Here is a 15,130-nt window from a genome sequence, read left to right on the forward strand (position 1 = left end):
TCCATGTCCATGTCCATGTCCCGGCACCTCATCGCCCTGTCCGCCGCCGTCTGCCTCGCGGCCGGCCTCGCCGCCGCGCCCGCGAGTGCCGAGCCGCGTCCCAGGACGCTCGGCGAACTGGCCAGGAAGCACCACAAGTACTTCGGCTCGGCCACCGACAACCCCGAGTTCACCGACGCCGCCTATCTGAAGCTCCTCGGCAGCGAGTTCGGGCAGACCACCCCCGGCAACGCCATGAAGTGGTACGCCACCGAACCCGAGCCCGGCGTCTTCGACTTCACCGCCGGCGACGAGGTCGTGGCCTTCGCCAAGGCCCACCACCAGAAGGTCCGCGGCCACACCCTCGTCTGGCACAGCCAGCTCCCCGCCTGGCTCACCGAGCGCAGCTGGACCGCCGAAGAGCTGCGCCCCGTCCTCAAGAACCACATCCAGAAGGTGGCCCGGTACTACAAGGGCAAGGTCATCCACTGGGACGTCGTCAACGAGGCCTTCAACGAGGACGGTAGCTACCGCGAGTCGGTCTTCTACAAGACGCTCGGCCCCGGCTACATCGCCGACGCCCTGCGCTGGGCCCACGAGGTCGACCCGCACGCCAAGCTGTACCTCAACGACTACAACGTCGACGGGATCGGCCCCAAGAGCGACGCCTACTACCACCTGATCAAGCAGCTGAAGGCCGACGGCGTCCCGGTGGAGGGCTTCGGCATCCAGGGGCACCTGGCGCTCCAGTACGGCTTCCCCGCCGACGTCAAGCAGAACATGCAGCGCTTCGCCGACCTCGGCGTCGAGGTCGCGGTCACCGAGCTCGACATCCGTATGAACCTCCCCGCGACCCCGGAAAAGCTCGCCACCCAGGCCACCTGGTACGCCGACTACGTCAAAGCCTGCCTGGAGGTCAGGAAGTGCGTCGGCGTCACCATCTGGGACTACACCGACAAGTACTCGTGGATCCCCTCCGTCTTCCCCGGTGAGGGCGCCGCGCTGCCCTACGACGAGAACCTGGCGCCCAAGCCCGCCTACCACGCGATCAGGAAGGTGCTGGGCGGATGATCAGGACGGCGATCGTCGGAGCGGGCGGGATCGCGGGCATCTGCCACGTACCCGCCCTCCGGGCGCAGGCACATCGCGCCGAGATCGTGGCCGCCGTCGACGTGGACGCCGCACGCGCCGAGGCCTTCGCGGCCGAGCACGGCATTCCCGCCGTCTACACCGACCTGCGCACGATGCTCGACGAGCAGTGGCCGGACCTCGTGCACCTGTGCACGCCGCCGTACCTGCACGCCGAACAGGCCGTGGTCTGCCTGGAGTCCGGGGCGTGGGTGTGGTGCGAGAAGCCGGTGGCCCTGTCGCTGGCCGAGCTCGACCGGATCCACGCGGCCGAGGGCACCGCCGCCGCGGGCGCCGTGTTCCAGCACAGGTACGGCTCGGGCGCCCGGTACCTGCGCGACCGGATCGCGGCCGGGACCCTGGGCCGTCCGCTGGTCGCGCAGTGCGTCACGGCGTGGTACCGCGACGACGCCTACTACGACGTGCCCTGGCGCGGCACCTGGCGGAGCGAGGGCGGCGGCCCGACGCTCGGCCACGGCATCCACCAGATGGACCTGATGCTCGCGGTGCTCGGCCCATGGGCCGAGGTACGCGCGATGGCCGGCCGCCTCGCACGCGACGTGCAGACCGAGGACGTGTCCACGGCGCTGGTCCGGTTCGAGAACGGAGCCCTCGCGACGGTCGTCAACAGCGTCCTCTCGCCACGCGAGGAGAGCTACCTGCGGTTCGACCTCACCGGTGCCACGGTCGAGCTGCGGCACCTGTACGGCTACTCCAACGCGGACTGGACGTTCACCGCCAGGTCGCCCCACGCGAAGTGGGAGCCGCCGGACGACCTGCCCAGCTCGCACACCGCCCAGCTCGCGGAGTTCCTGGACGGCTACGAGGCCGGCATCCGGCCCGACCTCGGCCGCCCCACCATGGAACTGGTCACCGCCCTGTACAAGGCAGCGATCACCGGCCTGCCGGTCCGGCGCGGGGAGATCGACGGGACCGACCCGTTCCACGGATCGCTCGACGGGGGTCACCCGGAGGTGTTCCGATGACGTCCGAACCCCCCGAGCACGTCGGACTCCCGGAGCGTTTCGAGCTCCTGGAGCACGAGGACGCGCTGGCCGTCCGGGCACGCGGCACCGACCTCTTCCGGTACGTGCACCGGCCGGTCATGAACCCCTTCGAGGCGCCGAAACCCTACCTTCATCCGGTGCGCACCCTCGCCGGCGACGTGGTCACCGCGTACCGCCCGCACGACCACCGCTGGCACAAGGGCGTCCAGTTCACGGCGTCATGGGTGTCGGGCCAGAACTTCTGGGGCGGCGGCACCTACCTGCGCGGGCAGGGCTACGTCGACCTGCCGAACCTCGGCACGATGCGCAGCCTCTCCCTGGCCGCCGAAACGAGCCCCGGCCGCGCCGTCGTCACCGAACACCTCGCCTGGCACACGATGGCGGGGCAGCACTGGATCGACGAGCGCCGCACGCTGACCGCGCGCGACGTCGAGGCCGACTCCTGGACCCTGGAGATCACCACCGCGCTGACCAACGTCCTCGACATCGACCTGATGTTCGGCAGCCCCGGCACACAGGGCAGAGAACTCGCCGGATACTCGGGCCTCTTCTGGCGCGGCCCGCGCGACTTCACCGGCGGCGGGGTGATCGGCCCCGGCATGGGCGAGCAGGGCGACTGGCTGGCCTTCGTCGGTACGCACGACGAGGTCGACCGCTCCTCCACGCTGCTGTTCCTGGACGATCCGGACGCCCCCTGCCACTGGTTCGTCCGCAGCGAGCCCTTCCCCGCCGTCAACCCGTCCCTGGCGTTCGACAAGGAACTGCCCCTGGCCCCGGGCGACACCCTGTCGCGCCGCTACAGGATCGTCGTGGCCGACGGCGCGTGGACCCCCTCACGCCTGTCCCGCCACGTCGAGGAACACCCGTGGTGACCCCGCTTCCCGGCGGGGTGGGGATCTCCGGGCTGACTGTGTACGACTGGGAGGCCGCCGACGGGCTGTGCGGCGGTACCCCGCACATGCACCTCGTCTGCTCCGAGGCGTACGTCGTCATCGGCGGCGAGGGCAGCGTCCAGACCCTCACCGCCTCCGGTTTCGCCGACACCCCGCTGCGCCCCGGCGACGTCGTCTGGTTCACCCCCGGAACGATCCACCGCCTCGTCAATGCCGGCGGCCTGCGTCTCGTGGTCCTCATGCAGAACAGCGGCCTCCCCGAGGCGGGCGACGCCGTCTTCACCTTCCCCGCGCCCGTGCTTGCCGATCCCGACGCCTACCGGGCGGCGGCCGTCCTGACCGGCGACCACGCCGCGGCGGCGCGCCGCCGCCGTGACCTGGCACTGGAGGGATTCCTGACCCTGCGCCGCGAAGGAGGGCTGCGGGAGTTCCACGGCGCGGCGCACCGCCTGAAGAGCGAGCTGCTCGACGCCTGGTGGTTCCGCTGGCGTGACGGGCCGCTGGCGGCGACCCTCGCGACCGGCTGCCAACTGGCATCGCTGAAGGCGGGAGACCTCTCCCACCTCGATCACGGCGAGGTGTCGCGGCTGGAGAGCCCGGAGGACCCGGTCTTCGGCATGTGCGGCCGTCTCCGTCCCTATCCCGTCCCCGACCTCCCGACGCGGCCGCCGCGCGGTTCGTCGGAGTCACCTCACCCCCACCCTCCGAAGGAGCTCTCCTGATGAGATTTCGCCGTCCACCCCTGGTCCTGAGTCTCGTCCTCGCGGTCCTGTCGTCGCTGCTGCTCGGGGCCTCTCTCCTCACCGCCCCGCCCGCCGCCGCCGCGGCCGTCGACACCAATGCCTGGTACGTGCTGGTCAACCGCAACAGCGGCAAGGCCCTGGACGTCTACAACCTGGCGACCGGTGACGGCGCCCGCATCACCCAGTGGACCAGGAACGACCAGAACCAGCAGCAGTGGCAGTTCGTCGCCTCAGGCGACGGCTACTACCGCGTCAAGTCCCGCCACTCCGGCAAGGTCCTGGACATCCAGAACAGTTCCACGGCCAATGGCGCCGCGATCGTCCAGTGGGCCGACGTGAACGGCACCAACCAGCAGTGGCGCCTGGCCGACAGCGCGGACGGCCACGTCAGGCTCGTCGCGCGCCACAGCGGCAAGGCCCTCGAAGTCCAGGGCGCCTCCACCGCCGACCTGGCGAACGTCGTCCAGTACGACGACTGGGGCGGCGCCAACCAGCAGTGGCAGTTCGTCAAGGTGGGCGGCGGCACCCCCGGCACCTGTGCCCTTCCCTCGACGTACCGCTGGTCGTCGACGGGCGCGCTGGCGCAGCCCAAGGCCGGATGGGCCTCGCTCAAGGACTTCACCGTCGCCCCCCACAACGGCAAGCACCTCGTCTACGCGACGACCCACGGCACCACGGGGACGGGAGTGGGCTGGGGCTCGATGAACTTCACCCCGTTCGCCGACTGGTCGCAGATGGCCACGACGGGCCAGAACAAGATGTCGAATTCCGTCGTCGCACCCACGCTCTTCTACTTCGCGCCGAAGAACATCTGGGTGCTCGCCTACCAGTGGGGCAGGACCGCCTTCTCCTACCGGACGTCGACCGACCCCACCAACCCGAACGGATGGTCGGCGGAGCAGGAGCTCTTCTCCGGAAGCATCGCCGGGTCGGGAACGGGCCCCATCGACCAGACGCTCATCGGCGACGGGACGAACATGTACCTGTTCTTCGCCGGTGACAACGGCAAGATCTACCGGGCCGGCATGCCGATCGGGAACTTCCCGGGCAGCTTCGGCTCGTCGTACACGACGATCATGAGCGACACGGAGAAGAACCTCTTCGAGGCGCCCCAGGTCTACAAGGTCAAGGACCAGAACCAGTACCTCATGATCGTCGAGGCCCGGGGCGCGAGCGAGCACCGCTACTTCCGCTCGTTCACGGCCACCAGCCTCAACGGCTCGTGGACGCCGCAGGCCGCGACCGAGAGCAACCCCTTCGCCGGCAAGGCCAACAGCGGCGCCACCTGGACCAACGACATCAGCCACGGCGAGCTGATCCGCGCCGGCGCCGACCAGACCTTCACGATCGACCCCTGCAACCTGCAGTTCCTCTACCAGGGTCGTGATCCCAACTCCGGCGGCGACTACGGCCAGTGGGCCTACCGCCCGGGTCTGCTGACGCGACAGCGCTGACCACGTGGCGGGCCCGGTCGTCACCCGGGCCCGCCATGGTCCCGGGCCAGGGCCGGGTCCGGGACCAGCGTCACCTGTGCCGGCCGCCCACCGGGCGACGCCGGCGGACCGACCCCGTCTCACGTCGTATTCTTTGCCGACGCAGAGGCCGGTCGCCGTCCGCCGGTGGACCGCTTCCCTGGAGAGGGTGGGAATGGGGCTCATCGACGTGGACCACGCGGGGCTGGTCGTCGCGGCGCAGGCCGGTGACGACCTTGCGCGCGAGGAGCTGATCGCCGCGTACCTGCCGCTGGTCTACAACATCGTAGGGCGAGCGCTGAGCGGCCATGCCGACGTCGACGACGTCGTCCAGGAGACCCTGCTGCGTGTGGTGCGCGACCTGCCGGCCGTGCGCGCCCCGGAGAGCTTCCGGTCCTGGCTCGTGTCGATCACGCTCCGCCAGATCAACACCCACCTGCACCGGAAGCACGCCTTCGCCGAACGGACCGCGGTCATCGACGAGGCGTACCGGATACCGGACGCCGGCGCGGAGCCTGTGGACACGGCGATCCTGCGGCTGCATGTCTCGGACGAGCGCCGTCGCGTCGTCGAGGCCGGCCGATGGCTCGATCCGGATCATCGGGTGCTGCTGTCGCTCTGGTGGCAGGAATGCGCCGGTTCGCTGAGCCGTGACGACATCGCCGCCGCGACCGGGCTCACGGTCGCCCACGTCGGAGTGCGCCTGCAACGCATGCGTGAGCAGCTGGAACTGTGCAGGACGATCGTCGCCGCGCTGGAGGCCGACCCGCGCTGTCCCCGACTGGACGAGGCCGTCGTCGGCTGGGACGGCTTGCGCGCATCGGTGTGGCGCAAGCGCTTGGCGCGGCACACCCGTGAGTGCCCGGTCTGCACGGCGCCGACGGCGGAACGGGTTCCGGCCGAGCTGCTCCCCCTCGGCCTCGCGACACTGGCCGTGCCGGCCGGACTGGTCTCCGCGCTCGCCGCCAAGGGCCTGCTGTCGAGTGCCGCCGCGATCGCCGCCGGGCCGGCCGCGGCACACCTCGCTGTCGGCACCGCGACGGGGGGAGGTGGCCTGCCCGTCGCGCTGACCGGCAAACTCGCGGCGATCACCGCTCACCCGCTGGTGAGCCTCGCCACCGGCGCGGTGCTCATCGCCGGAACCGCCACCTATGTGACCTGGCCCGAACCGGCGCCTCGGGTGCCCGCCGTCATCGCCGCCCCCACGGCCGGCACCGCCTCGCCGGTCCCGTCGCGCGCCACGACGTCGGACGAACCGTCCCCCGTGAGTCCGTCCGCCGCCGCAGCCACTGTCCCGCTCGGCGCGCGGTCGCTGGAGTCCGTGGACGAACCCGGCCTGTTCGTCACCTATGCCGGCGACCACGCGACGCTCGGTCGGGTCTCCGCGTCCAGCGGCGCGCAGACCCGCAACCGGGGCACCTTCACGGTCATCGCGGGGCTGGCCGACACACGGTGCGTCACCTTCCGCGCCGCGGACGGCCGGTATCTTCGCCACTACTACCTCCGGCTGCGGCTGAGCGCCGACGACGGCAGCAATCTGTTCCGTGAAGACGCGACCTTCTGTCCGCGCCCTGGGTCGGTCGCGGGGTCGGTGACCCTGCACGCGCACAACTATCCCGGCTCCGTCCTCCGCCACCGTGACGGAGGCATCTGGCTCGACGGCTCCGACGGAACACGGACCTTCGCCGGGCAGGCATCCTTCATCGTGCGCCGGACCTGGTCCTGAGAGTCGCTCCTGCGCCATGCCGTTTCCCACCAGGCAGTGAGTCGGGTGCCTCGCACCGCCTCCGCGGGGACGACCGAACCGCGGGGCTCGGCATAACGCTTTCTGCCTGCGACATGCGTCACTGAGCGAACTTCCGGACGGCGCGACTTTTCTGTTACGCGTCCGCGAGTTCGGCAGCCTCCACTTCAGGGGTGACCTTCCCCCACTGGCGTATCCCCCTGAAGAGAGGCCTCCCATGACGCAACGCCCCCACCTGAACCGCGACCCGCGAGGAAAGGCATGAAGGGCCTGCACCGGCTCCGCCGCCGTCGCCGGACCTGGGCGATAGGACTGTCGGCCGCAGCGGTGGTCGCCGGTGCCCTTACGCTCCTCCCCAACTCCGCCGGAGCCGCGGCCCTGGGTACCGAGGCGGCCCCCTCGGGCCGGTACTTCGGCACGGCTGTGGCCGCAGGCCGGCTCGGCGACTCGGCGTACACCGCGATCGCCGACCGGGAGTTCAACATGATCACCCCGGAGAACGAGATGAAGTGGGACGCCATCGAGCCGTCCCGCGGCCGTTTCGACTTCGGTCCCGCGGACCGGATCGTCGACCGTGCCCTGGCTCGCGGTCAGCGCGTACGCGGCCACACCACGGTCTGGCACTCGCAGCTTCCCTCCTGGGTGGGCTCCATCCGCGACGCGAAGACGCTGCGCGGCGTGATGAACCACCACATCACCACCCAGCTGACTCACTACAAGGGCAAGATCTACGCCTGGGACGTGGTCAACGAGGCGTTCGCCGACGGCGGCGGCGGCCGGCTCCGCGACTCGGTCTTCCAGAAGGTGCTGGGCGACGGCTTCATCGAGGAAGCGTTCCGCACCGCCCGCGCGGCCGACCCCTCGGCCAAGCTCTGCTACAACGACTACAACATCGAGAACTGGTCGGACGCCAAGACCCAGGGCGTCTACCGCATGGTGAAGGACTTCAAGTCCCGCGGCGTGCCCATCGACTGCGTCGGGTTCCAGAGCCACTTCGGCGCGGGTGGCCCGCCGGCGAGCTTCAGGACCACCCTGGCCGCCTTCGCCTCCCTGGGCGCCGACGCCCAGATCACCGAGCTGGACATCGCCCAGGCATCACCCACCCACTACGCGAACACGGTCAGCACCTGCCTGTCCGTGGCCCGGTGCACCGGCATCACTGTGTGGGGCGTCCGTGACAGCGACTCCTGGCGGAGCGGCGAAAGCCCCCTGCTGTTCGACCGGAACGGCAAGCCCAAGCCCGCCTACACCGCCGTCATGAACGCTCTCACGTCCGGCTCCGGCACCACGCCGACCAAACCGACCGACCGTGCCGGGGAGATCAAGGGTGTGGCCTCCGGCCGCTGTATCGACATCCCCGGCTCCGCCACGGCCAACGGCACCCGGGCGCACCTGTGGGACTGCGGCGGACCGGCCGGCCAGCGCTGGACCCACACCGCCGCCAAGCAGCTGCAGGTCCACGGCGACAAGTGCCTGGACGCCAAGGGCAAGGGCACCGCCAATGGCACCCCGGTGATCATCTGGGACTGCAACGGCGGCGCCAACCAGCAGTGGGACATCAACGCCGACGGCACGATCACCGGCGTCCAGGCCGGGCTGTGCCTCGACGCCGTCGGCGCGGCCACCGCGAACGGCACCACGATCCAGCTGTACACCTGCGCGTCGGTCGGCAACCAGAAGTGGACCGCCCCCTCCGCGACGGGCAGCGGCGCGTGTGCTCTTCCCTCGACGTACAAGTGGAGCTCGACGGGCGCCCTCGCCCAGCCGGCGAACGGATGGGCCGCGGTGAAGGACTTCACCCACGCCATGCACAACGGCAAGCACCTGGTCTACGCGTCGAGCGCGTCGGGAACCTCGTACGGCTCGATGGCGTTCAGCCCCTTCACGAACTGGTCAGACATGGCGTCGGCCGGCCAGACGAAGATGAGCCAGAACGCGGTGGCACCGACGCTCTTCTACTTCGCGCCCAAGAAGACCTGGGTGCTCGCGTACCAGTGGGGTGCGTCGCCCTTCAGCTACCGCACGTCCAGCGACCCCACCGACCCCGACGGCTGGTCCGCGCCGAAGCCACTGTTCACCGGCAGCATTCCCCGCACCGAATCCGGCACCGGCCCGATCGACCAGACGCTCATCGCCGACGACCGGAACATGTACCTGTTCTTCGCCGGTGACAACGGCAAGATCTACCGGGCGAGCATGCCGATCGGGAACTTCCCGGGCAGCTTCGGCTCGTCGTACACGACGGTCATGAGCGACACGGCGAAGAACCTGTTCGAGGCCCCCCAGGTCTACAAGGTCAAGGGCCAGGACCAGTACCTCATGATCGTCGAGGCCCGGGGCGTGAACGAACAGCGCTACTTCCGCTCGTTCACGGCCTCCAGCCTGAGCGGTGCGTGGACCCCGCAGGCCGCGACCGAGAGCAACCCCTTCGCGGGCAGGGCCAACAGCGGCGCCACCTGGACCGACGACATCAGCCACGGTGACCTGGTCCGCAGCAACCCCGATCAGACCATGCCCATCGACCCCTGCAACCTGCAGTTCCTCTACCAGGGCAAGTCCCGCACCGCGGGTGGCCCCTACGACCGAATGCCGTACCGGCCGGGCGTCCTCACCCTGCAGCGCTGACCCGCCCGATCCACGGTTACCCAAGGAGAACACCCCCCTCATGAACAACCCCACGAACGGCGCGCGCCGCGGGCGTCACCGTCGTCGCTGGAGCGCTACCGCCCTGCTGCTCGGTGTGCCCGCCGCCGTCGTCCCGTACCTCCTGTTCACCCAGGAGGACTCGCAGGCCGCGACGGTCGACGCCAACGCCTACTACCGGCTGCTCTCCGTGCGCAGCGGCAAGGCCCTGGACGTCAACGCCTTCTCCACCGCCGACGGCACCCGCATCCAGCAGTGGACCGACCAGAACACCGCCAACCAGCAGTGGCGGCTGCGGCCCACCGGCGACGGCTACTACGAGCTGGTGAACCGCAACAGCGGCAAGGTGCTGGGCATAGCAGGCGATGCGACCGCACAGGCGGCCGCCGCCGAGCAGCAGACCGACAGCCCCTCCGCCTCCCAGGAGTGGCGGATCGACGAGGTGAGCGGTTCCGGCGCCGTCACCTTCACCTCCCGCAGGAGCGGCCAGGTCCTGGACGTCTCCGGAGGCTCCACGGCTCAGGGCGCGGCGGTCATCCAGTATCCCGGCAGGGGCAGCGCCAACCAGCAGTGGAGGCTGCTGAAGGTCGCCGACGCGCAGGCGGCCGCGGCCGGACCGTACACGTGGAGGAACGCCCAGGTGGTCGGCGGCGGTTACGTCACCGGGCTGGTGTTCAACCCGCGGGAGAAGGGGCTGCTGTACGCGCGTACCGACATGGGCGGCGCCTACCGCTGGGACAGCGCGGCCGAGCAGTGGATCCCGCTGACCGACTGGCTCGGTGAGAAGGACTGGAACCTGCTGGGCATCGACGCGCTGGCCACCGACCCCGTCGACCCCGACCGGCTCTACCTCGCGGCCGGCACTTACACCAACGAGTGGGCCGGCAACGGCGCGCTCCTGCGCTCCACCGACCGGGGCCGCACCTTCCGGCGCACCGACCTGCCGTTCAAGCTGGGCGGCAACGAGGACGGCCGCGGGGCGGGCGAACGGCTCGTGATCGACCCCTCGGACAACCGCACCCTGCTGCTCGGCACCCGTAAGAACGGCCTGTGGCGCAGCACCGACCACGGCGCGACATGGCAGCAGGTCTCCTCGTTCCCCGTCAAGGACGGGGCGGTCAGCGGCGCGGGGATCTCCTTCGTGACGTACGGCCCGGCCGGCAGCAGGACGATCTACGTCGGCGTCGCCGACAGGTCCACCTCCCTGTACCGGTCCACCGACGGCGGCAGCACCTGGCAGGCCGTCTCCGGGCAGCCCACCGGACAGCTGCCGCAGCACGGCGTGCTCTCCGGTGACGGCTCGCTCTACCTGACGTACACCAACGCACTCGGACCCAACGGCGTGACGGCGGGCTCGGTGTGGAAGCACACGCCGGCCGGCGGGACGTGGAAGAACATCTCCCCGTCCCAGGGCGACTACGGGTTCTCCGGCCTGTCCGTCGACCCGCAGAAGCCGTCCACGGTGATGGTCACCACCCTCGGCCGCTGGTGGCCCGAGGACGAGATCTACCGGACCACCGACGGCGGCACGACCTGGAAGGCACTGGCCGGGAAGTCGGTACGGGACGCCTCCGCTGCCCCTTACGTCGGTACCCACACCGGGCACTGGATGACCGCCCTGGCCATCGACCCCTTCAACTCCGGGCACGTGCTGTACGGCACCGGCAACGGCATCCTGCGCAGCAAGGACGCCGACGCCTCCGACAGCGGAGGCACCAGCCACTGGAGCATGGGCGCCCGAGGGCTGGAGGAGACCGCGCTGATGGACGCGATCGCCCCGCCCGGCGGCGCCACCGTGATCACCGCCATGGGCGACCAAGGCGGCTTCCGCCATGACGACCTCACCAAGGTGCCCGCCGGGCGGCTGAGCAACCCGATGATGAGCAACAGCACCGACATCGACTTCGCCCAGGCCAACCCATCGGTGATGGTCCGTGTCGGCCGTGGCGGCGCGCAGGACGGCGCCTACTCCACCGATGGCGGCACAAGCTGGACCGGTTTCAATGCGGAGCCGGTGGCCGGCGCCCAGGACGGTCATGCCGCGCTCGCGGCGGACGGCTCAACCATCGTCTGGACCCAGGCCGGCCAGGCCCCGTACCGCTCGACCGACAAGGGGGCGAGCTGGTCCAAGGTCCACGGCCTCGGCACCGACGCCGTCGTCGTCGCCGACCGCTCCTCGGCCAGGACCTTCTACTCACTGTCCGGCGGCACGCTCCACGCCAGCACGGACGGCGGCGCGACCTTCACCGCCCGCGCCACGAACCTGCCCGCCGGCAGGGTCACGGCCGTCCCCGGCGTCGCCGGAGACCTGTGGATCGCCGGCGGCGGCCAGGGGCTGCTGCACTCCACCGACGGCGGCCGCACCTTCACCACGCTCACCACGGTGCGGTCCGCGTCCGCCCTCGGCTTCGGCAAGGCCGCACCCGGCGCCTCCTACCAGGCCCTCTACCTGATCGGTACCGTCAAGGACGTCACCGGAGTCTTCCGCTCCACCGACAAGGGCGCCACCTGGCTCCGCGTCAACGACGACGCCCACCAGTGGGGCGCCATCGGAGGCGTCGGCGTCGTCACCGGCGACCCCGACACCTACGGCCGCGTCTACGTCGGCACCAACGGACGCGGCCTCCAGTACGGCGACCCGTCCTGACCCTCCCCCCGAGCGGGGCCGCAGGCACGGTGCCTGCGGCCCCGGCAGGTGCTACGGCCCCGAGGGGCGACCCGTTGCCGACACGCCTCGCGGGCTGCTTGCGCGGCCGGCTCAGTCGGACCGGGCGGGGGCTCGTAGTTCGACCTTGTACCCGCCCTGTGGGGTGGATTCGGCGGTGAGGACGCCGTCGAGCAGTTCGGCGCGTTCCTTCAGACCGATGAGGCCGTGGTGGGCGCTGGGCAGGGCGACAGACGGCCGGGTGGGGGCGGAGTTGGTCACGGTGACGCCGAAGTGGTGTGCGTCGTGCCACAGGCGTACCTCGGCGCGGGCGCCGGGGGCGTGTTTGCGCACGTTGGTGAGTGCTTCCTGGACCGTACGGTAGACGGTGCGCTGAGCGGTGGTGCTGATGCCGGCGGGGAGCTCCCCGGCCAGGGTGGTCTCGATGCCGCTGTTGGCGATGAGCTGCTGGAGGTCGGCGAGGGTGGGCTGGGGGGTGAGTGCGGTTTCCCTGCCGCCTGAGGCGCGGAGCAGGGTGACCATGTGGCGGAGTTCGTCCAGGGTGTTCGTGCTCAGGGTGCGGATGGTGCGAGCCGCCTCTCGGGCGTCGAGGTCCTTGGCGGCCACCTGCATCGCCCCGGCCTGCACGGCGATGAGGCTGACCTGGTGGGAGACGACGTCGTGCATCTCGCGGGCGAGTTGGGCGCGCTCGCTGGCGAGGACGGTCTGGGCGTGCAGGGCACGTTCGTGTTCCCGGGCCTCTTCGACCTCGACGAGCTGTCGGGCCACGTCGTGCCTGGCCTGCACGAGCTGGCCGAACAGCACGGGGGCGACGGCCGTGGCCAGCGTGTAGACGAACTGGACGAGCGTCCATGTCCGGTCGCCGTCGAACGCGTCGGACAACGGCCAGACGAGGGTGTCCACCCCCGCGTTCAGCAGGGCACAGCCGGCCAGCATCGGTCGGTTGCGGGTGGACGCGGCCAGTGTGTACAGGGCGGTTATCGGCGCGACCGCGACGTCCATGAACAGGGTCATGGGCAGGGTGAACAGGAAGACGGCAAGCGGGAAGCGCCTGCGCAGGAACAACGCCGTGCTGCCGAGGGCGACGCAGGCCCAGACGAGAGGGGTCCCCTCGCCGTAGAGGTTGATCCAGGCGTCGAGCACGGCGAGGACGACGAGACCCCCGTCGACGGCCCAGGGGGGTACGCGCCGCCACAGTGCCCGGCCCGTGCTCATCGCCCGTTGTCCCGTGACGGGTTGTCGCCGTTCCTGCCGAGCAGTCCGGCGCGCTCGGCGAGCAGTGCGGCCTGGACACGGCCGGCGACCCGCAGTTTGTTCAGGATCGAGCTGACGTGGTCCTTGACGGTGCCCGCGCTCAGATGGATACGGGTGCCGATCTCGGCGTTGGACAGTCCTTCCGCGACCAGGACGAGGACGGCGCGCTCCCGGTCGCTGAGCAGGTTCACGCGTGCCACCTCCGCGTCCTGGGGTGCTCCCGCCCCAGGGTGACCGCGCAGCAGCGCGCGTGAGGCTTTCGGGGACATCACCACCCCGCCGGCGGCCAGGGTGCGCACGAGCTGGGCGAGCTGCTCGGGTTCGGTGTCCTTGAGCAGGAAGCCGGCGGCACCCGACCGCAGCGCGGTGAGGATGTACTCGTCGGTGTCGAAGGTGGTCAGCATGGCGACGTGCGGCGGTGCGGCCAGTTCCTGGATCTTCCGCAGGACGGTCAGGCCGTCTACGTCCGGCATGCGGATGTCGAGGAGTACGACGTCCGGCCTCTCGCGCCGGATGACGTCGGCCGCCTGCGCCCCCTCGGCGGTCGCGACGACCTCGATGCCGTCGGACGCGTTCAGGATCATCTGGAAACCGGACCGCACCAGGGCCTCGTCATCCACCACCACTACCCGGATCACCGGCGTTCCGCCTCACACTCGTCTGCTCCGTCCGGCCTCTCGGCGATCCGTGTCGGCACCCGCACCGGGGCGTACACGCTCTCGTACGGTGATCGCCTGCCGTCGACAGTACGTCCGGCAGGGTACGCGGTGGCGCGATGACCGTGGAGTGTGGACATCCGGCGGGTCGGCTCCAGCCGTTCGGGGGGACGATCCCGCCCGTCGGCGGGCAGTGCACGAAGGACGGCGGATGGTGTCCGTCGTCCTCGTCCGCTGGAGTCGGTCCATGGGCCCGCACGAGTCCGCGGGCCGCAGCCGTTTCCCTACCGATCGAGGACGACCCCGTCATGCCCCGCCCGTTCCTGCGTCAGCCCGTCCGCGCTCTGCGTCGCTGTGCGGCGCGACCCCGTGTGCTCTTCGGGGGTGTGTACGGGGCGGTGCTGGCCAGTTCCATGGTGGCCGCCCTGACGGAACAGGGTGAGACGGCGCCCGCCGACCGGCTCAACAGCGCCCAATGGCTCCTGGTGACGGCTTTCGCCTCGGCCTTGGCCCACGGCTACGCGCATCTGATGGCCCTGCGTGGCGACCGGACCCATCACGGTGTGCGCGCCGGCGTGCGGCTGTTGCTGTCCGAGTGGCCGTTGGTGGTGGCGACGGTGCCGACGCTGGGCGTGCTGCTCGGCGCCGCCTGGGGATGGTGGCCCACGGCGGACGTCGAGTGCGTGGTCTTCGCCGTGAACGTGGTGCTGCTGTTCGCCTGGGGTCTGTCCGCGGCCCGCGCCGCCGGTCGCACCTGGGGCTCCGCCGTGAGGATCGGCACGGTGGACGCGTTGCTCGGCCTCGTGGTCGTGGTGGCCAACGCCGTCATCAAGTAGGACGGTGGGCCGTCCGGGCCCGCGAACCGTCCTGGGCGCTGTTCCGCCACTCGGCGGGGCTGGTCCCGGGGGTCGGCGGGGATCTCACCGAAGCCCGTCGGATGGTCCGC

The 15,130-nt window shown here is 70.7% G+C and carries 11 protein-coding genes; 9 read left to right on the plus strand and 2 right to left on the minus strand.

Annotation, left to right across the window (positions count from 1 at the left end; all coding sequences use genetic code 11):
• Positions 1–3: 3 nt before the first annotated feature.
• From OG357_RS36350 to OG357_RS36385, 8 genes are all read left to right on the plus strand, one after another.
• Positions 4–1,050: an endo-1,4-beta-xylanase gene (locus OG357_RS36350; protein WP_329625155.1), complete on the plus strand. Its 1,047-nt coding sequence runs from the start codon at positions 4–6 to the stop codon at positions 1,048–1,050.
• The gene (locus OG357_RS36355) at positions 1,047–2,093 is read left to right on the plus strand and encodes a Gfo/Idh/MocA family protein (protein WP_329625156.1); all 1,047 of its coding nucleotides are present in this window, start codon (positions 1,047–1,049) and stop codon (positions 2,091–2,093) included. Before OG357_RS36350 ends, OG357_RS36355 begins: the two co-directional genes overlap by 4 nt.
• Complete coding sequence (locus OG357_RS36360) at positions 2,090–2,986, plus strand: PmoA family protein (RefSeq protein WP_329625157.1); 897 nt, start codon at positions 2,090–2,092, stop codon at positions 2,984–2,986. The genes OG357_RS36355 and OG357_RS36360 overlap by 4 nt, the downstream gene beginning before the upstream one ends.
• On the plus strand, positions 2,983–3,729 hold the full coding sequence (locus tag OG357_RS36365) for a cupin domain-containing protein (RefSeq protein ID WP_329625809.1): 747 nt from the start codon (positions 2,983–2,985) through the stop codon (positions 3,727–3,729). The genes OG357_RS36360 and OG357_RS36365 overlap by 4 nt, the downstream gene beginning before the upstream one ends.
• The gene (locus OG357_RS36370) at positions 3,729–5,204 is read left to right on the plus strand and encodes a non-reducing end alpha-L-arabinofuranosidase family hydrolase (protein WP_329625158.1); all 1,476 of its coding nucleotides are present in this window, start codon (positions 3,729–3,731) and stop codon (positions 5,202–5,204) included. The genes OG357_RS36365 and OG357_RS36370 overlap by 1 nt, the downstream gene beginning before the upstream one ends.
• A 193-nt stretch (positions 5,205–5,397) precedes the next feature.
• A complete protein-coding gene (locus tag OG357_RS36375; RefSeq protein ID WP_329625159.1) occupies positions 5,398–6,948 on the plus strand; it encodes a sigma-70 family RNA polymerase sigma factor in 1,551 nt (516 codons plus the stop codon).
• Positions 6,949–7,227: 279 nt separating this feature from the next.
• Positions 7,228–9,591 (plus strand): non-reducing end alpha-L-arabinofuranosidase family hydrolase, encoded by a 2,364-nt coding sequence (locus OG357_RS36380; protein ID WP_329625160.1) that lies wholly within the window; start codon positions 7,228–7,230, stop codon positions 9,589–9,591.
• A gap of 40 nt (positions 9,592–9,631) precedes the next feature.
• Positions 9,632–12,256 carry an RICIN domain-containing protein gene (locus tag OG357_RS36385; protein WP_329625161.1) on the plus strand — a complete coding sequence of 875 codons (2,625 nt, stop codon included), beginning with the start codon at positions 9,632–9,634 and terminating at the stop codon, positions 12,254–12,256.
• 111 nt (positions 12,257–12,367) lie between these two features.
• Here the strand turns inward: OG357_RS36385 and OG357_RS36390 are convergent, their stop codons facing one another.
• Both OG357_RS36390 and OG357_RS36395 read right to left on the minus strand, forming a co-directional pair.
• On the minus strand, positions 12,368–13,489 hold the full coding sequence (locus OG357_RS36390) for a sensor histidine kinase (protein ID WP_329625162.1): 1,122 nt from the start codon (positions 13,487–13,489) through the stop codon (positions 12,368–12,370).
• Positions 13,486–14,112: a response regulator gene (locus OG357_RS36395; protein WP_443066839.1), complete on the minus strand. Its 627-nt coding sequence runs from the start codon at positions 14,110–14,112 to the stop codon at positions 13,486–13,488. Before OG357_RS36395 ends, OG357_RS36390 begins: the two co-directional genes overlap by 4 nt.
• A 380-nt stretch (positions 14,113–14,492) precedes the next feature.
• Between OG357_RS36395 and OG357_RS36400 the strand changes: the two genes are divergently transcribed.
• Positions 14,493–15,020 carry a hypothetical protein gene (locus tag OG357_RS36400; protein ID WP_329625164.1) on the plus strand — a complete coding sequence of 176 codons (528 nt, stop codon included), beginning with the start codon at positions 14,493–14,495 and terminating at the stop codon, positions 15,018–15,020.
• Positions 15,021–15,130: the final 110 nt, after the last annotated feature.

This window comes from Streptomyces sp. NBC_01255, from assembly GCF_036226445.1.
Lineage (GTDB): Bacteria > Actinomycetota > Actinomycetes > Streptomycetales > Streptomycetaceae > Streptomyces.

Excerpts from the sequence above, each read along its gene's own strand:
- OG357_RS36350 (WP_329625155.1), top strand. The coding sequence starts at position 4 with ATGTCCATGTCCATGTCCCGGCACCTCATCGCCCTGTCCGCCGCCGTC.
- OG357_RS36355 (WP_329625156.1), top strand. The coding sequence starts at position 1,047 with ATGATCAGGACGGCGATCGTCGGAGCGGGCGGGATCGCGGGCATCTGC.
- OG357_RS36360 (WP_329625157.1), top strand. The coding sequence starts at position 2,090 with ATGACGTCCGAACCCCCCGAGCACGTCGGACTCCCGGAGCGTTTCGAG.
- OG357_RS36370 (WP_329625158.1), top strand. The coding sequence starts at position 3,729 with ATGAGATTTCGCCGTCCACCCCTGGTCCTGAGTCTCGTCCTCGCGGTC.
- OG357_RS36375 (WP_329625159.1), top strand. The coding sequence starts at position 5,398 with ATGGGGCTCATCGACGTGGACCACGCGGGGCTGGTCGTCGCGGCGCAG.
- OG357_RS36380 (WP_329625160.1), top strand. The coding sequence starts at position 7,228 with ATGAAGGGCCTGCACCGGCTCCGCCGCCGTCGCCGGACCTGGGCGATA.
- OG357_RS36385 (WP_329625161.1), top strand. The coding sequence starts at position 9,632 with ATGAACAACCCCACGAACGGCGCGCGCCGCGGGCGTCACCGTCGTCGC.
- OG357_RS36390 (WP_329625162.1), bottom strand. The coding sequence starts at position 13,489 with ATGAGCACGGGCCGGGCACTGTGGCGGCGCGTACCCCCCTGGGCCGTC.
- OG357_RS36395 (WP_443066839.1), bottom strand. The coding sequence starts at position 14,112 with ATGATCCTGAACGCGTCCGACGGCATCGAGGTCGTCGCGACCGCCGAG.
- OG357_RS36400 (WP_329625164.1), top strand. The coding sequence starts at position 14,493 with ATGCCCCGCCCGTTCCTGCGTCAGCCCGTCCGCGCTCTGCGTCGCTGT.